This window comes from Dysgonomonas sp. Marseille-P4361, from assembly GCF_900343125.1.
Classification (GTDB): domain Bacteria; phylum Bacteroidota; class Bacteroidia; order Bacteroidales; family Dysgonomonadaceae; genus Dysgonomonas.
In genome coordinates, this window is record NZ_OPYL01000009.1 from 90979 (window position 1) to 114829 (window position 23851).

The window sequence follows — 23851 nt, forward strand, 5'->3', positions numbered from 1 at the left end:
ATTATCCTTAACAAAAAAATAAAAACAAATAATTGAAGTTTACAATCGTATTGGAGAATGTGAAAAACTGATTTCTATTAAATAGAATCTCTACAATATTAAATATCACATATACAGACTAGCAGTGATTTAAAGAAAGTGTCCAAGCGTGATTAGTGAGTAATTTGATTTGTAAAGTAGTAATAACTAGAGGTTAAAGAAAGGTATCTTTCCTTAATTTATCTCTTTTGAAGTATAGCAATAAATTGTCCACTCCCTTCCATATACAAAAGTTTATGATAGAAAAATAGTATTCGACAAAAGAGCTAAAAGATATTTAGTGTTTTTTCAATATTGAGTTGATATCAACGAGTCTAAATGCTTTTTTCAAAGTGTTCAGCACTTCTGTGTATATCATATTTTCTTCAACCTTCTGATATTGAACATTAAAAATGCTTGAATTCTCTGATCTTGAATCACAATTTGTGTTGATAGTGTAAATCTTTGCCATAATATTATAAAACTGTTAAATAACCCGTTTTGAAACTTTAGAAGAGTTTAATTACTCCTATTTTTTTATCTATAGAATAAATATACCAAAAAGAACCGACATATCCTTATTTATGTTACGAAAAGTTTCGATTCGAAACTAAATACATTTAATATACTTATAATAAGATTGTTGAGTCTTGAGTAAATAAGTCAATCTTATTGTTTTTTATTTTTTATATTGTCTTTGATATTTTTCAGAATCTCAGTATCACCGACTACAAATCAATTCTCGAAACTTATTTCGTAACAAACTTGTTAATCTAATGCTCTTGCAATGATGGATATAGGATGTTCACATAATTTTGTAGTTGACATCTCTATTTGCCATTTGCATGTTTCACAATCAGATACAACATAGTCAATAGCTGACTTTTCGATTTGTTCAAATAAAGTCTCTCCTATATCCTGAGATGTTTTATAATTTTCTTTTTTGAATCCGTAGGTACCTGCAATACCGCAACATTGAGAGTCTAAAACGGTAAGTTCTATATTGGGAATTAATTTAAGGAGTTCTATCGAGTAATAAGACCAGCCTAATTTCTCCATGTGACATGGTGTGTGGTAGGCTACTTTTATTTTTTTATCCTTAAGCTTTAGTTTTATATCAGTATTACTTAATAACCGATAGATGTAGCGTGTAGCTAACTCAATTTGATCTCGTACTTCACTTGTGTCAATACCCAAAAGGTGGGGATATTCATCCCTGATAGTAAAAGTACAAGTTGAAGAGGTTGCAACAACAGGTATTTTATTTTCTAATACTGATTCTCTGATAGAGGCAATATTTACTTTAGCTTGTTTCTTTGCCTGATTAATAAAACCATTTGAGATTAAAGCCACTCCACAGCATTTCTCTTTCTTCAGTAATTGAACACCTATGTCCAAAGCATTAAATACCTTGACAAGGTCTTTTCCCAACTGAGGATTATTGTAATTAGCATAACATCCATGGAAATAGCTTACTTGTTTGTCAAACTGTTTTTGTTTATCGGCTTGTTTTTTATACCAGCTCTCGAATGTGCCAAAAGAGTATTTAGGGAATTGTCTTCTATGATCTATTTTGAATACTGTATCTAGTACTGCTTTTACGGGTTTAAGTCCTAAAGTAGTATTTACAATCGGAGCAAACGGCGTAGCCAATGTTCCTACCAAATCTGTATTCGCTAAGATAAAATCTCTGACAGCAGGTTTCTTCTTACTGTATTTAATTCTAGCCGATTGTATAATATCACCTATTCTCACATTAGAAGGACAAGCTACTTCACATCGTTTACAGTTTAAACAATACTTAAGGGCTTCATCGAAAAAGCCCGAATCTTTCAATCTTAAGCGTTCTCCATCAGGGCCTGCTTGTTTAGGACCCGGATAATCAGGATTGACAGCCGAAACTGGGCAGTAAACTGTACAAACTGTACATTTTATACATTGCTCAAAATTGTTTTCACTAATATTTTGCTTTTGTAAGTTCATAGTCATTTCCGTTTATTTACTTAAAATTGTTTCAGCTATCGATAATGCGCTTAATATTGATACTCCAGCTCCAGAGCCTTCTTTTACTGGATTAAATCCATCTAATATTGCACCTGATACATATAGATTTTCAATCGGTTTATTTTTATACAATCCTCTGAACATATCATCAGTTTTTACGCCATAATGTTGATAATTGTGAGAATCAAATAGCTTATCTGTATACCATTTAGTTCTATCGGAGGAATAATTTACATCCAAATTAAAGATCGGCTCATAAATCCGTTCTGAAGTGGCAATTAATCCTTGGCTAAAATAGCTTCCAGTTGCCAGAACAAAGTTCTTCCCGGAAAAAGGAATATCTCCGTGATTGTACGAATAGACTCTTTTTACATTATTATTTTCGATGTCAGCTTTCAGTATATTGTCACCAAGCATATAAACTCCTCCCATATGTACAAAGTAATCATGTAAATACTGTTGCGTATAGATGCCTACGATAGATGGAGGCATAGTTGCTATGAGTAGAATGGGTTTATTGACTAGCTCTTTTAATCTTTTTACTGCAGAATAATCAAGCCCAACACATGCCGGAAAAATGATAGCATCGCTATCACCCGATCTTTCATTCAATATTTGACTCAATTTATTAATATGTTGATCAAGCACTCTTGCTATATTCGTAGAACGCATTTCGCTAGGGTTGCGTCGAAGGTGATCTATGGGTTCAAAATTAAATAATTTGATATCGCTTTCTGTTCCTAGTTTGGCAAATTCTTCAGCTATAAAACGAGGATAGAAATCTAAAAAACCAATAATATTGAATATTGACACCTTTTTCCAAGGAAGTTTTTCTTTATCATTTACAGACGCATAGCCTTCTACCGAAAGCCATGTAGGCTTCAATGTACCCATTGGTGTAATGCGATAATGATTTTCTTTTAGACTTCCTCTTACCGGAATCTGAATTTCATTAAAAAAGTTCTGAGCCTCACTTGCCAATCTTGTAAACTTAGGTTCTCCTAATTTGGCATAAGGGTGTATAGGTACTTGTTCTATAAGTTTAGATATATCCGACTGAGGGCTGATAACATTACTGCCATCAGGAAGTTTATTTAGTAAATCGAAAGATCCTGATGAAAAGTGTAATGCACTTTGTCCTGATGAAACAATTGCACAACGTTGCCCTTTTTGAGATAAACGGATGCCACAAACTAACCCTGACAATCCTCCTCCTATTATAATTGTATCGAACTTCATATTCTTTTATTTTTCATCTGTACTTAAACCACAAACACTTTCATAAACCCAAGTAGTGTACTCACCTTCGCGCAGAGTATCACCCCATGCTATGGGGTATACACCTTTCCAGCGTTCATTCATAAAGGACATAAGATCTTCTTTGGCTCGTTTTACACAGAATTTACCGCTTGATTCGAGTAAACCGGCTGCTCGACAAGCGCATAACTCACCTTGGCATGTACCCATCCCAACGCGCGTTCTGCGACGAAGGTCGACAAGGCTTTTTACATTTAATTCGTCTAAGGCAAATTTAACCTCACCTACAGAAACACCTTCGCATTCACATACTAAACTTGTATCAAGGACTGAACTGTTTGAAAGTCGTTCTGCCATATCTCCATGTCTATATAATGCAGAGTTTCGCTGTGTGAGAGGAATTGATATTATTTTCTTTGTGATTTCTTCTATATTTTCACGAGATCCAGGGAGTTTTTCATCCGCTGTTGTACACTTGATATTTACATTCAGCTTTTTGCAAACAAGATCTGTTGCCCATTCTGCCATAAGACGATATGTCATAAGCTTTCCTCCGGTTATTGTAATATAACCCTCTAGGCCATCCCTTACTGCATGATCTAATAATACAATACCACGGCTTACATTACGACCAGTTGGATCATTATCAGAAGCAACTAAAGGTCTTACGCCTGCATAAGCTCTAAGAATACGCGTTTGTGCAAGTCGAGGAGCAAGCTTCTCTCCTTCTCTTATCAATACATCAACTTCTTCTGGAGTAACAATCATATTGTCAATCTGATCGTAAGGAATATTGGTTGATGTAGTTCCTATTAGAGATATTGTATCTCCTGGTACTAAAATATCTGCATCAGCAGGCTTACGACATCTGTTTAGCACCATATTATTTACACGGTGTCCAAATATCAATAGAGAACCTTTAGCCGGTAGCATGCGCACGGTGATTCCAGCCATTTCTGAGATATGCTGTCCCCAAATACCAGAAGCATTAACTATTATAGAACCATATATTTTTTTTGTTTCTTTATTTTTATGATCGAAACATTCTACTCCAACAACTCTATCTTGATCGACAATAAGAGCTGTTACTTCGTGGTATGTATGAGTTTCTGCTCCATGATCTTTAGCATCAATAATATTTGATGCTGTAAGCCTGAATGGATCAACTGATCCATCCGGAACCTTTACTGCTCCTATGATATCCGAATTTGCAGAGGGTTCTAATAACAAAGCTTCTTTAGGATCTAATATTTGAGTAGCTATTCCTGCTGACGTACATGCTTCTACAAATTTTGCCTGAAATTTTATATCATCTTCAGGAAGACTTAAGAACAAACCATTCGTTTCTTCAATACAATGACTGGCTATTTGCTTTAGAATCATATTTTCTTTGATGCATTCTTCGGCCGATTCTTTATCTGTAACGGCATAGCGTGCTCCACTATGCAAAAGTCCATGATTTCGGCCTGTAGCACCTGTGGCGATATCGAATCGTTCGAGTAGGACGGTTTTCAATCCTCTGCGTGCACAATCTCTTGCTACACCAGCTCCGGTTGCTCCTCCCCCGATTATGATAACATCAAACGTTTTTGAGATGGTAGATGTGTTCATGTCTTCAATGAATTAAATTTCTAAAACAAATAAACGAATAAAAAACAACAAATCAAAATAAGTCGAAACTATTTAAGGTTAAAATCGAAATAAAAAGTGTAGATTCAAGCTAATTCTTAAATTTACACTTTTTATTTCGATAATTAATACTTCTAATTGTATATTTTTTACAATCAAATTCTGTATGGCTAGTACAAATAAAGTATTTTTATTAGAATTTTAATACATCCAGAGCTATTTGAATATTTGCATTATTACCCTCAGGATTCCACATACCCATAACTGAGACTGGAAGCGTGTATTTGCCTAATTCCAGTTTTTTACTTACAACAAAATTGACATTAACAATTCCTGCGTTATCGGCATAAAAGTTTGCAGAGGTTCCTTTTTGAGGATCTAGAGCAAAAGCTCCAGCAATACCCAACTCCAGATCAATAAATTTATCTTTCAACACAGGATAACTTAGGGAAACATAAGTTGAATATCTGTTTCGTTGATTTGCTAGACTTGCATCACCATTTAATGCTATTGTTCTATCTCTACCAAATATTACAGTTGCCCAGCTTACAGTTAAGGGAAAGCTTCCTTGAAAAGTGTATCCTACAGACAAATCTACAAAGTGTCCAGTCTCTCTGGCGTTATAGTTAAATACTTGAGTATTATTATAGCTTGCCCCTTCTGAGAAATTATAGATGTCCCAAAGAGCAATTTGTAATCCTTTATGCTGAAAAGAAGCATAATAATCAAATTCTTTAAACTTTCCAGAGAACCCTGCACCGCCCCATATTCCGGCAGTAAACATATTTTTCTTATCTGAAATATGAACATCTACAGCAGCAGTTGCCTCGCTGGCTACCTGTAACCCTCTCCATAGATGCATACTTTTTAGCTGTAAACCAAATCCTAATGGAGATTCTTTTTCGTTTTGTGCCTGAAGTGATAGCGAAAGTATAGACATAGCTAGCGCTAGCACTATATATTTTGAAACTTTCATAATATAGTGTATTTATTAAATTAAAAAATAAGTTTTTCTAGATGTACTTTATTGAATAAATCTGTTAATAAAGTTATGTAAGAGTAAATTAATTTCTATTCTCTAATTATAAAGTGAAGAATAGCTAAAACATTAAAATAGATTTGTGTTCGTTATTATTAGCAATAGAGATATAATCTTGTTGAATAGCCTATAATAGTCTTTAAAATGAGTTTCCTTTCATTATAATAGCATTGACTCTATATAGTTTTGTGAAAAAAGATAGCGAAAATATAAGCATAGCTAACGCTAGCACTATATAGAATACTTCGAATATATAGTGTATTATTTAAATAAAAGAATTAAAATGATCTAGCTATGCTTTTGAGTGAATGTATTACATTCCAAAAAAAGAAAATATAAACCCAGCTAAAGAACCTCCTGCTAGAGGACCAAAAACAGGGACCCAAGAATACGCCCAGTCGCTATCTCTTTTACCTTTGATGGGTAAAAAGAAATGCATAAGACGAGGTGATAAATCACGAGCAGGGTTCATAGCATAACCAGTTGTTCCTCCTAGCGACATACCGATAGCCATAATTACCATACCCACAGGAAGTGGTCCTGCTATTTGAGATTGCCCTGCAAACAAGATACACATTACAAGTACGAATGTAGCTAAGAACTCACTGAAGAAATTATATCCATAAGATCTGATTTCGGGAGCAGTACAGAAAACGCCTAGTTTCAAATTTGGGTTTTCTTCCGCATCGAAGTGTGGCTTATAAAAGAAATACACAAGCATTGCCCCAAACATACCTCCAAGCATCTGGGCAATGATATATCCTATTATATTACCACTAAATTTTCCAGCAAAAGCTAGACCTAATGTAACACAAGGATTTAAATGAGCTCCTGATGGAGCGGCAACAAATGCACCGATAAATACAGCAAATCCCCATGCTAAGGTGATGACAACCCATCCGCCTCCATTTCCCTTAGTCTTTGTCAAAATAACGTTAGCGACTACACCTAGTCCTAATAAAAGCATAAGTGCTGTTCCAAAAAATTCGAATAATAGTGCTTGTTCCATCTGGTTTAGTATTTAGAAGTTAATTTTTTATTGTCAGAAGGTCTAAAAGTCTTAGACCTTCTGCAATTGTTAGTTGGTCTGTATATATTAGTGTGTTTAAATAGTCTGAGTTATTTTACCCAGTTAAGAGAGCGTTTTACGGCATCCTCCCATTTTTCCTTGCATTTATCCATTTCATCTCCTCCATTAGGAATGAACTTAGTATCAATATGCCATTGCTTTTGTACTTCGTCAATATCTTTCCAGTAGCCTACTGCTAATCCTGCTAAATATGCAGCGCCTAGAGCTGTTGTTTCTGTTGTCTGAGGACGAATAACATCTGTTTTAAGAACGTCTGCTTGGAATTGCATTAATAGGTTGTTATTTGCAGCTCCTCCATCCACACGTAATTCTTTTAAAGGAACACCTGAATCTTTTACCATAGCATTAACAACATCCATTGTTTGGAAAGCGATCCCTTCTAATGCTGCACGTGCAATGTGTCCTACTTGAGTTCCTCGTGAAATACCAACAATTGTTCCTCTTGCATATTGATCCCAGTGTGGTGCACCTAATCCAGTTAATGCAGGTACAAAATAAACATCTCCGTTGTCTGGCACTGAAAGCGCAAGTTTTTCAACTTCAGAAGAAGATTGTATTGCTTTCAAACCATCGCGTAACCACTGTACAATAGCTCCTCCAACAAAAATACTACCTTCTAAAGCATATGTCACCTTATCGCCAACTTTCCAGCCAATAGTAGTAACCAAGTTATTCTTAGAAATAACTGGCTTATCTCCAGTATTCATAAGAATGAAACAACCCGTTCCGTATGTATTCTTAATCATTCCTGGCTCTGTACACATCTGTCCAAAAAGAGCAGCTTGTTGGTCGCCGGCAATACCTGCAATTGGTACTTTAGAAGCAAAGATTGTTGTCTTAGTATATCCATACATTTCGCTGGATGCACAAACTTGTGGCATCATACTCTCTGGGATGTTAAATAGTTTCAATAACTCTTTATCCCATTCTAGTGTGTTAATGTTATAAACCATCGTACGCGATGCATTGGAAACATCAGTTATGTGTTTCTCTCCACGAGTTAATTGCCATACGATCCAAGAATCGACAGTTCCGAAAGCTAACTCTCCTCTTTCAGCTCTTTCTCTTGCTCCTTCTACATTTTCAAGAATCCAGCGAATCTTTGTTGCGCTAAAATAAGCATCAATCATTAAACCTGTTTTCTCTCTAATATAAGGAAGTAAACCTTGAGCTTTTAATTCGTCGCAATATTCAGAAGTTCGTCTATCTTGCCATACAATAGCATTATATACAGGGTCACCTGTAACTTTATCCCATACAATAGTAGTCTCGCGTTGGTTAGTAATCCCTATTGCAGCTATGTTAGTACCATTAATACCAATTTTAGTAATAGCTTCTGCTGCCACAGCAGCCTGAGAAGACCAGATCTCATGAGGGTCATGTTCTACCCATCCACTCTTAGGAAATATCTGAGTAAATTCCTTTTGTGCTACTGAGCAAATTTCGCCCTTTTCGTTAAAAACAATTGCTCTCGAACTTGTAGTTCCTGCATCAAATGCCAATACATACTTATTTTCCATGGTGTTTAGTATAAAAATTAGTTAATAATTATATTTTCTATATTTAAGGTGTATAAGGTTCTAATAAATAATGTTGTGCTAAATTAATAAATTCATCCGTCTGATCCTTGATCCAGCTTTCTTCTTTTAACATTTCTTTCGCCATAATAGAAGCAACTGTACTTGCCATATCGATTGCAGCTCTAGCATCTAAGAATAAAATTCTGAATCTTCTTGCCAACACATCTTCTACTGTTTGTGCCATTTCTTCTCTGACAGCCCAGATTACTTCAGATACAGTATAGTCATAATCAGGGTGTAACAATTTAGCAAATTCCGGATTTTGTTTTTGCAGCTCTTCTATTTTTTCTATATCACTTCCGTATACATAATTGAAGTTTGACCTATCGACATTCTGCTTATATCCATGCAAACGCAGATTCTTCGTTTTAGTTTCTTTATAGGGAAGGTTAGCTATAGAAATAGCTTTATCCACAACTTCTTCGGACATTTCTCTATATGTAGTCCATTTTCCGCCCGTAATAGTAATTAAACTACTGTCTGAAATAACAATTTTATGGCTTCTTGAAATCTCTTTAGTTTTAGTTCCATCTGAATTTTCTTTAGGTGCAGCCAAAGGACGTAAACCGGCAAACACAGAGAGAACATCTTTACGTTCAGGTTGTTTTTCTAAATACTGACCTGCAGTTTTTAAAATAAACTCAATTTCTTCTTCCAAAGCTTGTGGTTCTAAGACAAACTCTTTCAACGGAGTGTCTGTTGTCCCTAGTATAAGTTTATTGTGCCAAGGAACGCCAAAAAGGACTCTGCCATCGCTAGTCTTAGGAATCATTATAGCACTATCTCCTCCTAAAAATGATTTATCTACAACTAGATGAACACCTTGACTAGGTCTAACGATGTTCCGTTTTTCAGGAGCATCCATTTTCATTAGATCGTCAACAAATATTCCTGTAGCATTTATAACAGATTTAGCTTTAAGTGTATATTTATTTCCAGTTATCTCGTCTTGCGCTGTAACTCCAGAAATTTTACCATCATCTCCTTTAAGTAGGCTTGTTACTTTGATATAATTTGCGACAACGGCGCCTTGCTCTATTGCTGTTTGCATAAGATTTATACCCATACGAGAGTCATCAAATTGACCATCATGATATACAACCCCTCCCCTTAAACCTTTAGTTGCAATTTGAGGAACTTCTTTTAGAACAGCCTTTTTACTCATAGGAAGAGATCTACCTAAACCTCTTTTTCCAGCCAATATATCATAAACAGTTAGACCTATTGTATAGAATGGTTTTTCCCACCATCTATAGTTTCCTATAATAAAACGTTGATCTTTTACTAAATGAGGAGCATTTTGTTTCATTCGTCCTCTTTCTCTCAGAGCTTCTATTACTAAGCTAACATCTCCTTGAGCTAGGTATCTAACACCTCCATGAACTAATTTCGTACTACGACTTGATGTTGCTTTTGTAAAATCGGCCTGTTCTAAAAGAACGACCTTTAAGCCTCTAGTAGCAGCATCAAGCGCAGCACCTAACCCAGTTGCTCCACCTCCTACGACTATAACATCCCAGTTTTTAGTATTATCAGCGATTTGTTTTATCTGATCTTCTCTTTTCATACCCACTATATATTTAAGATATTGTACAAAAGTATTATTTATTTCCAATTATAAAAACAAACAAGAAACAATTTTGTTTTAAAATCGAAATGTTTAATAACATAAAAAAAACAATTCGAAACATAATGGGTCGATAAAATCCTTATTGCAAAAGAAAACTTCATTATTTAAAATAATTATTTATCTTTGTTATATATCAAAAAGAATCATTCGAAACAAAGGTTTATTATGGGTAATATGATTAAACGACATCAATTCATTTTAGAAGAATTAAAAAAAGATGGATTCGTAAAAGTTAAAGATCTTAGCGATAAATTAGGTGTTTCCGAAGTTACTATCCGAAAGGATCTGAAACGACTAGAAAGTAGGAAGATGCTATATCGCAATCATGGAAGTGCAAGCAGTCTTAGTGCTATTATATCTGATAAACATATTGATGTAAAAGAAAAGATGTTTGCAGAAGAAAAAGCTTCTATAGCCAAAAGTGCTTCTAAATTACTAAATGTCAATGATAAAATAATTATTGCTTCAGGAACTACTCTTTTTGCCTTTGCAAATGAGATAAGTTCTCACAATGATAATTTAACAGTTATAACTTCTTCTGTAAAAGTCTCTTTGGCTCTATGCTATAATCCTAATATAGAAATCATCCAACTAGGAGGAATAATTAGAAAAAATTCAGTATCGGTGATTGGTCATTATGCCGAAAATGTATTGGGGAGCTTATCCTGCAATAAGTTGTTCTTAGGTGTTGATGGTATTGATCTGGATTATGGTTTGACTACCAGCGATATGAATGAAGCACGTATAAACCAACAAATGATAGATGCAGCCCAAGAAGTTATAGTATTAACCGATTCTTCAAAATTTGGAAAAAGAGGATTCTGTAAGATATGTGATATTAGTCGAATAGATCATATTATAACAGACTCAAATGCTCCTGCCCACATTGTAGAAATGATCAGGGAAAAAGAAATAAAAGTTACTCTGATCTAATAAAATATCTTTATTTTAAGTAAAAATAATTCCCCTGTATATAAGTATAATACAGGGGGGATTCTATAGTTAGTATGCTGTTAAATCAAAATACAGCCCAAAAGCTACTTTTTCTTTTTCCCTCTAGCTTTTTCAACTATTGACATCTCGTCAAACCATTTCTTCAAACTCCTCTTGTGGATAAGATAAAAAGAAAACACACAAATAAACAATACAAACCATATCATCAGATAACGAATGCCTAGCATATTATTTTCCCAAGGAGTTAAAATAAATGTAAGAAAAAGGAAAAGGAACCCTCCAATGAATCCTGTTACAGCGAAACATATCATAAAATCGTCCAAGAATTTCCAATCGGCAATTATTGTTAATCCGATAGCTTTAAGCAGAGATCGAAACAATCCAAGCACTGCTACAAAAATAAGAGACCCAAATATTGAAATAAATATCAATATTGGAGCATTATTATTTAGGGCTTTCAGCCAATCGTAATATTCAAAACTGAATTCCATCGTATTTCTTCTCTTCTTCTGATATATATAGCATTGTTTTTTCTTTATATCCTATAAGCTTAGCAAGCAGAAGATTTGGAAATTCGGCAATACCTATGTTGTACATATTCACGCTTTCGTTATAAAACTCACGACGATCGGCTATATGATCTTCAAGCTCTGAAACACGCGAATGCAACTGCTGAAATATGGCGTTTGTTTTCAGATCCGGATAATTTTCAGATATTGCTATTATCGATTTTAAAGTTTTCTCAATATCATTATTAACCTGCACCTTGTCTTCAATATTCCTTGAGTTAAGATAGTCTGTGCGTAAACGAGTCAGTCTGTCTAATAGTTCACTTTCAAACCTTTCAGACTCTTTGACCACTTTTACTAAGTTAGGAATCTCTTCGGCTCGTTGTTTGAGTAATACATCTATATTTGAATAAGATTTAGACACATTATTTTTCAACATAACCAAGCGATTATACAAATTGATGATAAGACTTATTATTCCCAGAATAATAAGACCTAAAATAACTAATGCTACAATTTTTTCCATTTCTTCCTATTAAAATATATTCCACGAAAATATATTATCGGGTAAACTTACAACAATCATTCCATTTATTTCCTCAATAGATAAGAGTAAAATACAACTGACTAAAAAAGCAAAAGCTATAACATACATAAGTATAGCTGATCGCATAGGTTTCAGCCTATTCCATCTATTAACGGCAACGGCAGGTGCAACTCCAAATACATTCTTAATACCCTCATGCCTTATTATAGGAATATTATTTTCCAATGTTGCTTTTCCTATTAATAAAACTTCTTCATCTTCATACAATACATATTGAGTATAGCGTTTGCTTGAATTTGAATATCGTTCGTCAATAGGAAACATAATAAGTTCCAGCTTTTCAGGGGACACTTCTACCCTGCCCGATTGGTCTTCAATAAAAAAGTGTTTACACTTACTTTCATTATGTATTGTTGTATAACTTTTATCTCCATCTTTATCTATACTTATACTTTCTATAGTATATTTATATCCAATACATTGTTTTGAATTTATAGGAGTTGTAAATAGATCAATAGCTTTCACATTTCCTTGAACTTCTACAAGCCCCATTGCCATAGAGCGAATCTTAGATGTGGGTAATATTTCTTGTAGCTTATTGAACTGATTCTTATTACTGAAAATAAAAGTAACAAAGATAAAGACAAATAGTATAAAAAATGAAAATGGGCCTGCATATAGGAATAATACTATAAATAATAAACTAGCAAAGAAGCCTACAATTTTCCTAAAAGCTGGTTTCCTACTTTTCTCTGTAAACATATCCTTGATAGTAAGGAAGATTCTTGCTCCTATTCCTGTTATTAGAAGTAGGATGAACACTACAAAGATAGAAATGAAGAGAAAGCCTATCCAGCCTACAGTTAACCCGGGATGTATTATAAATAAAAGAATCGCAATTATATTGTAAATAAGAAATAGGTTCTTAAACTTCATCCATTTGAGGCTATTCTCATTCTTCTTAAATAATGCCAGAAAAAGCGAATGAAAGAAAGCTAATGCAGAAACGAATAGAAGTAGAAAAAGCAATATAAATATATTGCTTTCAATCCCCATATCTGATAAATACTCGAACATAGCTAAAACTTGATGTATGTAGTTATTCTGACTTAATAATTTGTAATATAATTGTGTTGCAATAAAAGTTCTCAAAGATACAATGTTTACTGTTTAGTAATATTGATCAGGATCAATAAAATAACAGAAATAACTTTTTATCTTTGAAAGAAGGACATCTATATAAAAGAAAACGATCAACCAAACTGCAAAAATGAAAAAAGAAATAATCATATTAACTCTATTCTCAATTGTATACTTTATAAGTCTTTCGGGAAAAGCTCAAGAAGAGAAAGTTATAGATATGCCTAGCGAAGTTGTAGATGTATTCTTTAGTAGCGATACTATTAAAATGGCAGAATATATTAAAAACGGCAAATATCCTATAGGATATAGACCTAAATACAAAGTATCTCCACTTTTGTTTGCTGCGCGGGAAAACCGTGTTGATGTTGCCTATTTTTTAATTAAAAACGCTGGTTTATCTGTGACGGATGAATTCCTTAATTCAATAATTTATAATGAAGAAGTTCATTATAATACATTTAACTCGTTATTATCCTTTGCCTGTCACAAAAACAGAATAGATATGACCGATTGGGAAGAAAAATATTCGTACAGCAGATATCAAATTCGATATAGGTTACTTGTTCTCTATGAATTTGACTATTTAAATATAATAGACACAGAGGAGCGCACTACATTTTATATTTCAATTATAGAAAACGAGGATTGGTCATTACTCAATCTGTTAGACTATAGTGATGATGCTTTCAATGGGCATACTTGTTACGGACCAACAGTATTAACAACTGCCGTTCAGACTCAAGAATATGATCTAATTAAATTTTTGTTGGATAAAGGACTCGATAAAAATGTGAGAATCTTTGAAGCTTGTTACGATGATGCTCAAGAAGGGGAAAGTCCTTATGAAATAGCCGAAAATCTCGGATTAGAAGATATCATGGAGCTATTGGATAAATAAGTAATCTAAAATTAAGAGCTATGAAAAAGATTCTAACACATATCTGCTTCTTATTTTTAACCGTCTTTTCTTATGTAAACATCTATGCCCAAGATCAAATGGATAAAGATGGCTTAAATAGGATCATAACAAATAATGATCTTGATAGTTTAAAGCAATTTTTACAGAATGGAGAAAATTTATTACATATTGAGCATTTTAAACAAATGGTAAGACAAGCTTTGTCTACAGCAACACAATATAATAAAACTGACGCTCTGGAAATTATACTCCTCTATCAGACTAGTCCATTAAATCCGACATTGTATTTATGGCATGCTGTTTATGCAGGAAGTCCAAATGCTGCAGACTTTTGGCTTCGTCGTGGAGCTGAAGTCGAGTCATATTATAATTCAGTATCTGGTCATTATTTTATGATAAGAGAAACTCCACTGATGAGATCTGCTATACAGGGGAATCTTGAATTAGCAAAAATTCTTGTTGCTCACGGAGCGGATATCAATAAAAGAGGAGAACAGGAACTGACTCCTTTAATTTTTGCCTCTCAAAGTGGCAATCTAGAGCTTGTGATATTCTTAATAGAACAAAAAGCTGATATGCATGCTGTAGATTATCAGAAAAAGAATGTTTTAATGCATGCTGCTTATTGCGGGAATAATGACATTATTGATTTTTACATATCACAAGGTTTTAGTATAAATTCTAAAGATAAATATAATAGAACTCCATTGATAATAACTTCATTATATTCTTTTGACGAAATGTCAGGGAGTGATATTTTTGAAGATCTGGAAGAAAGAGTGTATCAAACGACAAAACTACTCGTAGAAAGAGGAGCTGATATAAATGTGAAGGATTTTGAAGGAATGACGGCTTTGATGTTCGCTGTTAGCGGAGGATACCTAAAGGTTGTTGAATATTTGTTATCACAAGGAGCTAACTTAGGTGATATCAACAATTTTGGCGATTCAGTAGCTGTATTTTACAACCCATGGAGTTTTGCCTATTATGGTGAGGACAGAGATGAACATCTTAAGAAGTTTGAGTCATTATTGAAATTGGTAAATATAGATTATGAGCAAATACCTTCCCCAAAAATAAAATCTCAAATGGATAAAGATATAGAACTATTAGATGCTATTATAAAAAATGATGTAGATAAAGTAAAGAAAGCTATAAATACAGGAGCAAGTCTTTATCCTGATTGGGAACAAGATTATATGGGAAGTATGATGTTTAGAGCTTTAAATTCAGGAGCTTCTATCCCTATTTTAAAACTATTAATAGAAAGTGGTGCTTTTGTCAATGAAGGAAATATATACGGAACAACCGCTCTGATGAGAGCTGTAATGGGAAGTGATTATGACGCTGTGGCCTTTCTTATTGACAAGGGAGCTTGTATAAACCTTAAAAATCAATATGGAAATACAGCCCTTATTTTTGCGGCTAAGAATGGAGACGCGGAAATGATAAATCTATTGTTAAAACATGGAGCAGATATTAATGCTATAGGGAATGGGACTACTGCAATTGATATTGCACGAGAGAATAATAAAATAGAGGTTGTTAAACTCCTTGAGTCAAAGGGGGCAAAAACTCTAGAAGAATTAAAGGTTAATTAAAATGACAAGAAGAATATTTTGGTTGGGCATTATTATATTTTTCTCCATGAATCTTTATTCTCAAAATATAAGTAAAGACTTGGAGAAAATTAGAAAGGAGGTTGTTGATATAAATCAACAAACATTAAATAAATCAACTTTCCTACTTTGTAAGCAAGAGATTGAAAATATTTCTATTGTCGATTATGAAAAGGTTTCCGAAAGTGTCACTTATGTCTATGCTGACACCAATTCAGTTGTACGAAAGTCCATACATATGAATAACTATCCGGAATATTCAGGTTTTACAGTACATTATTACAATAGTTTAGGTAATGTTATTTATACAATAATAAAAGAATCTTCTGCACTAAACCCAGCTGTCATTGGTATAAGAGCAATAGCTAATAATAAACCTCTTTATACAGATATTCAATTTAACGATGATAATAATCATTTAATCAAAGAAAAAGAATTTTGGTTTGGGAAAGATTTGGATACGGAAAATATAACTTTCAACATTAAGTCTACCGAGGATTTGAATAAATATTTGACTCAAACTTATAATTTTAATAGCCTTGAATCTGAAGAGAAAATGAAAGTCAGGTTTATCCACCCTACCAAGGGAGAACGAACCATTATAAACGCACGTAAAGTTAACATTAGAGAAAAGCCTTCTTTCAATTCCAAAATTATCAACCAGGGTGGTCTTGGTTCTGATAATTTTATAGTCGAAGTTTTGAAACAGGTTGAATCGCAGGGAGAAATATGGTATTTGATAAATATCGGTAGTATATCCGGTTATATTTATGGGAGACTTATTGAGCCTATAGAATAGTTTCTATGTATGATTTTTTGATTATATACAAATTGAGAGTTTTATAATAAATTGAAATAATATATTTATATATAAATACAAAATGATTATATTTAAAGGTTAATCAGTTGTATAAGTGAACCTTAAAATCAGATTTATTATGAAAAGAGAAGCTTTTAAAATGTATTTAAAGCCAGGCTTTGAGGCCGAATATGAAAAAAGACATGGTGCGATTTGGCCTGAACTAAAACAATTACTTAAAGAAACAGGAGTTTCAGATTATTCTATATTTTGGGATAAAGAAACAAACATACTTTATGGTTATCAAAAAGTAGAAGGAGGCTCCTCTTCTCAAGACTTAGGAGATAATCCTATCGTTCAGAAATGGTGGGCATATATGGCCGATATAATGGAGACAAATTCATATAACTCTCCCATTTCTATTCCGCTCATAGAAATTTTTCATATGGATTAATACCCTCATTTTGTATATATTTTAATAAAATAAATATTCCCCGTGCATATAAAAGATGTACGGGGATAGTAACAAAAGGGAAGTTACCACATAAGTACAATATGAAAAGTTTCGTCTCCCGGACGTTTTTGTGTTTCAAAATCAGAGAAAGTTGCATAAAAAGCAACACTTCCCGGAGCAAAATCGAAATCATATGTTTGGGTCCAATAATGATTTCCATCTGTACCTCCTTCAGCAGTATGCATCACATAAGGCAACCCATTTTTCACATTTTCTCCCATTGAGATATACCCTACCACTGTACCCTCTTCAAATATTTCTTCTGTAAGCTGATGTAAATCAAGCACAACCATGTAATAAGATTTTAACTCTCCTGGTTCTCCGACTAACTCCCATTGGTCTGATTTTATAGTAAAGCTTGTAGTGTACCATTTATTCCCATATCCAGGTTCCCCTGGTTTACCCTCTGGTCCTTGAGGCCCCATTGGTCCCATTTCACCTTCACATGCAAATAAAGTAAACATCATACTCAGTAGTAATATTAGCTTTTTCATAATCTTATATTTTAATGATTAATATTATGTAGTTTTGATTTAACGTCTTCTATCTGTACTTCTAACTTCTGAGGAACTATTTGATGAAGAGACTGCTTGTCTACGCTCTTGTTCTTGCTGTTCTTTTTGTTTTCTCTCATTCTCTTCGCGTTGACGTCTAGCTTCTGTTTCTCTGCGTTCTTGCTCTGCTCTTTGTTCTCTATCTCGTCTATTCTGTTCTTCTTGTCTTTCCCTCGCTTCAGCTTCTCTTGCTTGTTGCTGTTCTAGTTCTCTTCGGTTTTCCTCTTCACACTGACGTCTTGCTTCTGCTTCCATACTCTCTTGTTCTTCTCGTTGCTCTCTATCTCGTCTATTCTGCTCCTCTTGTCTTTTCCTCGCCTCAGCTTCTCTTGTTTGTTGCTGTTCTAATTCTCTGCGGCTTTCTTCTTCACGCTGACGTCTAGCTTCTGTCTCTCTGCGTTCTTGTTCTTCTTGTCTTTCCCTCGCCAATTGTTGTTCTCTTTCTTTTTTATTTTCTTCTTCACGTTGGTCCCTAGATTCTGTTTCTCTAAGACTTTGATCTATCTTATTAGTGTTATTTTCTTTTATCAGTTCTTGTTCTGACTTAGGTAATGGTCTATTTGATGTACGAATATCAGCACTATTACTTTCATTAGGCTTATTGAGGTGAATTGATTCTTCTTTTTCAGAATTCGGAATAGGTCTATCAGAAGGCCTTATTTGCCCTTTTTCTGATTCGGGGATAGGGCGCTCAGATGGACGTATCTCAGCATTCACTTCTGGCTTAGTTTCCGGTCTTTCGGGTTTGGGATGCCAAGGTTTTATTGGAAATGTTGGTTTACTGTATCCATTATTGTTGTATATATAGTAGTAATCGTCATAATAATAGTCATCATAGTAATAAAAAATTTTGTAGTAATTATCATTATAATAATAACTGCTCAGGTTTGAGTAATCATAATAATATGGCTCTATATAATTGTCAGAAAAGTTCATATCCGAACTATTAGTAAGATTCAAACCGATACTATTCTGATTTGTGTTTTGAAGTAATACCTCTGGAATATATTCTTTCTTAAGTATTATTTTAGAGGAGTCTTTAGATCCAATAACAAAGTGTTTTTTTGCTGTATTTGTTTCTGTTTTGTTTTCTTTGCACACATAATCAGATACATATGCAATAGTGTCATGATTGGCATTTTTTACCTCATTGATCTGAGCTACTTCTTCTTTTGAGAAAAGGTTGCTGTCTTTAGCTTGTTGTTTACTCTTCTGTTGACATCCTACAGTCAATAAAAGGAACATAATGATACTTATTTTGATTAACTTTCTCATAATTACATAGCATTATTAGGTGAATACTACTAAAAAAGAGAAGTAGTCGCGCGCTTACTATCATCTTGTTATTAGCTATGACCTCCTTAACTTAAAAAGGTTTAACCATTTTTCAAGAGCATAATCTTTTTGTATTTATTTAACCTTTATATCTTTAGATTCAGGCATACTTATAATAAAAAAAAGAGATGGAATCCCATCTCTTTTTTATTTTCTTATATCGTAATCAATTAATATCTGCTACGACTACCGTATCCACCTCTGTTGTTGTCGTAAGAGCGTGGTTCACGAGGCTTAGCTTCTGATACAGCTATTTGTCTTCCATCAAGTTCTGATTCATTCAATTCTGCAATCGCTTTATTCGCTGCCGTGTCATCATCCATTTCAACAAACCCATAGCCTTTAGATCTACCTGTTTGGCGATCAGTGATAACTCTAGCTGATGAAACAGCACCATACTCTTGGAATAAATCAGACAGATCTGAGTCTGTCACATTGAAGCTTAAACTTGCAATAAAAATGTTCATTTTTTATAAAATAAATAGTTAATAAATCAAATGAGCCACAATATCACAAAACAAACTCAACTTAATTTATTAATTGAAGAAAAGGATGGATATGCTATAAAACCCAAATGCTGGGAGCAAATGTAATTATAATTAGCTCAATATCACTATAAAAATCAATTATTTTACAATTTTCACATCTACAGCATTCATTCCTTTGGGACCTCGTTCCAATTTATAAGAAACAATATTATTTTCTTTGATTTCTCCTTCTACATTGCTTTTATGGAAGAAATACTTATTTACGCTTTCTCTATCCTTTATGAAACCGAAACCTTTATTTTCATCAAAGAACTCAACTCGACCAGTCAATTCTTTAATTTCATCAGTTTCTGTTTTCTTTGGAATAGATATTTCTATATCTTCAAGCTCTATACTTTCTTTTTTTGCTTCGGGCGGAGTGTCTGTAATAACTCCGTATGCATCTACATAAGCGATCATATCCTCGAACGAATCTGTAGGATTATTTTTGCGATCTTCTTTTCTTTGTTGCTTTTCTTTTCTTTTTTCTTGTTTTCTTTTTTCTACTTCTCTTTTGTTGAATGAGTTTGATTTTGCCATTTATCTCCTTTTATATTTTTGTTTAAAATTCTAATTTGATGCAGTAGGTAATATTACCCCTGTCAGTTTTTGAATATCTTTTAGCATCATTCGTTCATCTTGTGCACAGAAAGTCAAAGCTGTGCCATTATTTCCCGCTCTTCCTGTGCGACCTATTCTATGTACATATGTTTCAGGTACATCTGGTAGATCATAATTTATGACCAACTCTAGTTGATCTATATCGATTCCTCTAGCCGCAATATCTGTCGCTATAAGAACTCGTATATCATTTGATTTGAAATTAGCTAATGCACGTTGCCTAGCATTTTGTGACTTATTACCATGAATTGCAGCGCTTTCAATTCCCGCTTTACAAAGAATTCGTGCTATTCTATCAGCCCCATGTTTTGTCCTAGAAAATACAAGAACAGATTTTCGGCCATCTTTTTTTAATAAATTGATAAGCAGATCTTTCTTTTCTTGTTTCTCTACAAAATAAATATATTGCTCTATTGTTTCTACTACAGATGAAACAGGAGCTACTTCCACTTTTACGGGATTATGTAATATAGAGCGTGATAATTTATCTATTGATTGTGGCATAGTAGCCGAAAAAAACAAAGTTTGTTTATGCTTCGGAAGCTTAGGTAATAGCCTTTTAATATCATGTATAAAGCCCATATCTAACATTCGATCAGCTTCATCTAATACAAAGTGCCGAATAGAATTCAGATTGATGATTCCTTGGCTCATTAAATCAAGTAAGCGTCCTGGCGTAGCTACTAATATGTCTATGCCTTGCTTTAACTCTCTTACTTGCGTATTTTGTTTTACTCCACCAAAAATAACACAATGACGTATATCTGTAAATTTAGTATAATCTGTAAGGCATTCATTTATCTGAATTGCCAGCTCTCGTGTAGGAGTTAAGATTAAAGCTCTAATTTCTCTTTTTTTTGAATTGTTTTTTCCCTGATAGAGCTGTTGTATTATTGGGAGAGAAAAAGCTGCGGTTTTTCCTGTTCCTGTTTGAGCTAATCCTAAAATATCGCGATTGTCTAATGCAGGAGGTATTGCTTGTTGCTGTATATCTGTCGGAGTTATATATCCTTTTTCGTTTAAAGCCATCAAAACAGGCTCAATAATTTCTAATTCTTTAAATGTCATGTATTAATATTGAATCACTACAACCATTGTAGCAATTGTTTATAGCTTAAATTTTAACAAATAGTGGGGGAAGAACCAATTGAGGAGAAACCAACACAAAATGTTTATCAACACAAAGATAGTGAAAAAATCTAAGTTTTTTGTTATTACTACTTATTATTAATCTTTAGGAATAGAGAGCATCAAAAAAAGTAAACTCTAAATCACTATTGGATTTAAAGTTTACCTTTTTCTCTAATAAGAGTAAGTAGATATGTGTATAATCAATTTGTATTGAGCATTTGGTGGTCTAACATTCGGTTGTAACCTTCGGCTGCAGCACCATTTCCCCAATCATAGATTGTGAATTCACCCATGCCTGCGCCTGCTCCAGTAGCAATGCCTCCATGTCCATAATTTTCCATTGTAAAACCATAATCTTTTTCATTGAAGAATGGCCATACTTTCTCCCATTGTTTTTTAGTAACAGGATTTTCAGGGCAGTACATCATTGTAAAAGCTGAATGTAATGCTGCAATTCCTCGTTCTATATACTCTTCGTTTTTCAACTCTTTACCATAGCGAACAATTGTTTCTGCAAACAAGCTAGCTCTGGAGTCATTCCATTCTCCATCTGCATTCAGTACACCAAAGCCGCCTATAGCTTTTACATATATATATGGAGGTTGCCACGAAGCTTGAGTCATTAACAACTCATCTACAACTCGCTGGCCTACTTTTAGATATCTCTCATCTTCAGTTAATTTATAAACCTCTAATAAAGCTTCTGTAGTCCAAAACATAGAGAAATTACACTGTTTATACATATTATTTCTTTCTATCTTTTTGCCTACATGATCTTCTGAACCCCATCTACAACAAGACCAATAAGTTTCAAAATCCTCCCATCGTCCTGTTGGTACAATATCTTTAATTATAACATCTATTGCTTTTAGTGCCGATGCTCTATATTTATCATCCTTGGTTATTTCATATAATTTCAATAGAAAAGTAACAGACATCGAAGACTCTGGCGAATCATTAAGATATTGCATTGGTTGCAATGTATTGAGGTCAAGCCATCCCGGATAATATCCATTCGTAGTTTGCTGTTTAAGCAATGCATCAGCATAGGTTCTAGCATAATCAAGAAGTCTTTCATCTTGTTCTAACTCCTCATACCAGCGAAGCATTAATAGTGCAGTCCAACTCATATCCAGAACATGGAAAGGAGCCAGCTGAGGATCCCATGTATAAGGATTTCTATCGGAATTCCCCCAGTAATGGGTATCCCATCCCTTTGATCGTCTATAGCTTTTCCCTTCAATTGTTACATCTTCCATCTCCGTTGCAATAAGACCATAGAAAAAACCGTCTTTTTGAGGAGCAGATAATGCTAATTCTTTTGAAAGTTTGGCTTTTTCTAAAAGTTCAGTATTATTGGTTCGTTTAGCATATCGATATAATCCACTTGCCGAACGTAGAGAGCTGAACCATGCTTGATTCCAGATAGAAAGAAACTCTCTAAAGTTGACTTCTCCTTTATAATTAGGACTTTGAGTCGTATTTACTATAAAACAAGGAGCTCCTACCCTTTTGCCATTTAAAGAAAATTCTTGCCACACATATTTACTCCATGAATTGAAAGCCCAATTATAAGTGTGTTTTATATATGGCTCTAAATTTTCATTTGCTATATTCTTTTCCTTATACTCTTTTTGCCCCCAATTTGACCAAAAGAAATAAAGAGGTTTCCTAAACGGATTTTCTAAATCGTCCTTATTTGTGTAGTTTATTAAATAAAAACCAATCTTTATTTCTCCTTTCGGGAACACAGCTCCATTTTGTAAATATATCAGTAAGAGAGTGAAGGTGCTTTACACCTCTACTTTAGTAGAGATTTACTACCGCTATGAAAAGATAGCGGAACATGAGCGCTCTTACGCCCGTTTTAAATACACGACCAACAGGGATCATCTGGCTTCCCACCATAAAGAGTATGCAGACTGGAGTGTAGAAAAATTTATAGAAGAAGCCCGAAGCATCCACTCCGATGTGGAGATTTATATCGCTAAAGTCATTGAGTCCAAAGCTCATCCCGAGCAGGCTTATAAGTCAGCCCGGGGGATCCTGTCTTTTGCCCGAAGAGTTGGGGAGAAACGCTTGATTAACGCTTGCCGTTGGGCAGATAGCTATGGGCTTTACAGTTATCCGGCCATCGACAGCATCCTCTCTACCCGACAGGATGAGGTCCCTCTGGAGAACGAGACAGACATCAATGCTCCCATGCCTGAACATGATAACATCAGAGGTAAAGAGTATTATAACTAATGATTAAAACAATAACCCTTTAAATAAACAACAATGGAAATGAATCAGAAAACCCTTGAAAAAATGACATCTTTAAGACTCAGAGGCATGTTCCTAGCTTTTAAAACGAGTCTTGAAACCCGGCAGAAAGAGACCATGACCATCGATCAGTTTGTATCCTGGCTCATCATCAGCGAATGGGACGA

The 23851-nt window shown here is 34.1% G+C and carries 23 protein-coding genes; 6 read left to right on the forward strand and 17 right to left on the reverse strand.

Annotated features, from left to right (window positions below; translation table 11 throughout):
* Positions 1-786 precede the first annotated feature (786 nt).
* The 7 genes from glpC to DHU68_RS13400 all read right to left on the reverse strand — a co-directional run bounded on the left by glpC (position 787) and on the right by DHU68_RS13400 (position 10184).
* Positions 787-2001, reverse strand: coding sequence for an anaerobic glycerol-3-phosphate dehydrogenase subunit GlpC (gene glpC, locus DHU68_RS13370; protein ID WP_108823504.1), 1215 nt, complete (start codon positions 1999-2001; stop codon positions 787-789).
* 12 nt (positions 2002-2013) lie between these two features.
* Positions 2014-3261, reverse strand: a complete 1248-nt coding sequence (glpB, locus tag DHU68_RS13375) for a glycerol-3-phosphate dehydrogenase subunit GlpB (protein WP_108823505.1) — start codon at positions 3259-3261, stop codon at positions 2014-2016.
* Positions 3262-3267: 6 nt separating this feature from the next.
* Positions 3268-4890 (reverse strand): anaerobic glycerol-3-phosphate dehydrogenase subunit A, encoded by a 1623-nt coding sequence (gene glpA / locus DHU68_RS13380; protein ID WP_108823506.1) that lies wholly within the window; start codon positions 4888-4890, stop codon positions 3268-3270.
* A gap of 211 nt (positions 4891-5101) precedes the next feature.
* Positions 5102-5884, reverse strand: coding sequence for a hypothetical protein (locus tag DHU68_RS13385; protein WP_108823507.1), 783 nt, complete (start codon positions 5882-5884; stop codon positions 5102-5104).
* 376 nt (positions 5885-6260) lie between these two features.
* Complete coding sequence (locus DHU68_RS13390) at positions 6261-6956, reverse strand: MIP/aquaporin family protein (protein ID WP_108823508.1); 696 nt, start codon at positions 6954-6956, stop codon at positions 6261-6263.
* Positions 6957-7066: 110 nt separating this feature from the next.
* Complete coding sequence (glpK, locus tag DHU68_RS13395; protein ID WP_108823509.1) at positions 7067-8557, reverse strand: glycerol kinase GlpK; 1491 nt, start codon at positions 8555-8557, stop codon at positions 7067-7069.
* Between the two features lie 43 nt (positions 8558-8600).
* Positions 8601-10184: a glycerol-3-phosphate dehydrogenase/oxidase gene (locus DHU68_RS13400; RefSeq protein ID WP_108823510.1), complete on the reverse strand. Its 1584-nt coding sequence runs from the start codon at positions 10182-10184 to the stop codon at positions 8601-8603.
* A 228-nt stretch (positions 10185-10412) separates the two neighbouring features.
* Here DHU68_RS13400 and DHU68_RS13405 point away from each other — a divergent pair, with 228 nt between their 5' ends.
* Entirely contained in the window at positions 10413-11180 is a 768-nt protein-coding gene (locus DHU68_RS13405) for a DeoR/GlpR family DNA-binding transcription regulator (RefSeq protein ID WP_108823511.1), read from the forward strand.
* Between the two features lie 104 nt (positions 11181-11284).
* Here DHU68_RS13405 and DHU68_RS13410 read toward each other — a convergent pair whose 3' ends face one another.
* Genes DHU68_RS13410 through DHU68_RS13420 form a run of 3 tightly spaced genes read right to left on the reverse strand, consistent with a single transcriptional unit; the run spans position 11285 to position 13409 of the window.
* Entirely contained in the window at positions 11285-11692 is a 408-nt protein-coding gene (locus tag DHU68_RS13410; RefSeq protein WP_108823512.1) for a hypothetical protein, read from the reverse strand.
* Positions 11676-12236, reverse strand: a complete 561-nt coding sequence (locus DHU68_RS13415; RefSeq protein WP_108823513.1) for a LemA family protein — start codon at positions 12234-12236, stop codon at positions 11676-11678. Before DHU68_RS13415 ends, DHU68_RS13410 begins: the two co-directional genes overlap by 17 nt.
* A 9-nt stretch (positions 12237-12245) precedes the next feature.
* Entirely contained in the window at positions 12246-13409 is a 1164-nt protein-coding gene (locus tag DHU68_RS13420; protein ID WP_160111143.1) for a hypothetical protein, read from the reverse strand.
* A 118-nt stretch (positions 13410-13527) separates the two neighbouring features.
* Between DHU68_RS13420 and DHU68_RS13425 the strand changes: the two genes are divergently transcribed.
* The 4 genes from DHU68_RS13425 (at position 13528) to rhaM (ending at position 17191) form a co-directional block, all read left to right on the forward strand.
* Positions 13528-14298, forward strand: a complete 771-nt coding sequence (locus DHU68_RS13425; protein ID WP_108823515.1) for an ankyrin repeat domain-containing protein — start codon at positions 13528-13530, stop codon at positions 14296-14298.
* A gap of 20 nt (positions 14299-14318) precedes the next feature.
* Positions 14319-15920, forward strand: coding sequence for an ankyrin repeat domain-containing protein (locus tag DHU68_RS13430; protein ID WP_108823516.1), 1602 nt, complete (start codon positions 14319-14321; stop codon positions 15918-15920).
* A gap of 1 nt (position 15921) precedes the next feature.
* Positions 15922-16737, forward strand: a complete 816-nt coding sequence (locus DHU68_RS13435) for an SH3 domain-containing protein (protein ID WP_160111144.1) — start codon at positions 15922-15924, stop codon at positions 16735-16737.
* Positions 16738-16876: 139 nt separating this feature from the next.
* Positions 16877-17191 carry an L-rhamnose mutarotase gene (rhaM, locus tag DHU68_RS13440; RefSeq protein WP_108823518.1) on the forward strand — a complete coding sequence of 105 codons (315 nt, stop codon included), beginning with the start codon at positions 16877-16879 and terminating at the stop codon, positions 17189-17191.
* 83 nt (positions 17192-17274) lie between these two features.
* Here rhaM and DHU68_RS13445 read toward each other — a convergent pair whose 3' ends face one another.
* The 7 genes from DHU68_RS13445 to DHU68_RS14210 form a co-directional block, all read right to left on the reverse strand.
* On the reverse strand, positions 17275-17745 hold the full coding sequence (locus tag DHU68_RS13445; protein WP_108823519.1) for a collagen-like protein: 471 nt from the start codon (positions 17743-17745) through the stop codon (positions 17275-17277).
* A 39-nt stretch (positions 17746-17784) separates the two neighbouring features.
* Positions 17785-19080: a hypothetical protein gene (locus DHU68_RS13450; protein ID WP_108823520.1), complete on the reverse strand. Its 1296-nt coding sequence runs from the start codon at positions 19078-19080 to the stop codon at positions 17785-17787.
* Positions 19081-19310: 230 nt separating this feature from the next.
* Positions 19311-19607 carry an RNA-binding protein gene (locus tag DHU68_RS13455; protein WP_108823521.1) on the reverse strand — a complete coding sequence of 99 codons (297 nt, stop codon included), beginning with the start codon at positions 19605-19607 and terminating at the stop codon, positions 19311-19313.
* Between the two features lie 159 nt (positions 19608-19766).
* A complete protein-coding gene (locus DHU68_RS13460; RefSeq protein ID WP_108823522.1) occupies positions 19767-20207 on the reverse strand; it encodes a cold-shock protein in 441 nt (146 codons plus the stop codon).
* 30 nt (positions 20208-20237) lie between these two features.
* Positions 20238-21356: a DEAD/DEAH box helicase gene (locus DHU68_RS13465; protein WP_108823523.1), complete on the reverse strand. Its 1119-nt coding sequence runs from the start codon at positions 21354-21356 to the stop codon at positions 20238-20240.
* A 263-nt stretch (positions 21357-21619) separates the two neighbouring features.
* Positions 21620-23170 (reverse strand): hypothetical protein, encoded by a 1551-nt coding sequence (locus DHU68_RS13470; protein WP_108823524.1) that lies wholly within the window; start codon positions 23168-23170, stop codon positions 21620-21622.
* 55 nt (positions 23171-23225) lie between these two features.
* Positions 23226-23432: a hypothetical protein gene (locus tag DHU68_RS14210; protein ID WP_160111145.1), complete on the reverse strand. Its 207-nt coding sequence runs from the start codon at positions 23430-23432 to the stop codon at positions 23226-23228.
* 66 nt (positions 23433-23498) lie between these two features.
* On the opposite strand from DHU68_RS14210, the gene DHU68_RS14215 reads away from it, so the two are divergent.
* Positions 23499-23666: a hypothetical protein gene (locus DHU68_RS14215; protein WP_160111146.1), complete on the forward strand. Its 168-nt coding sequence runs from the start codon at positions 23499-23501 to the stop codon at positions 23664-23666.
* Positions 23667-23851: the final 185 nt, after the last annotated feature.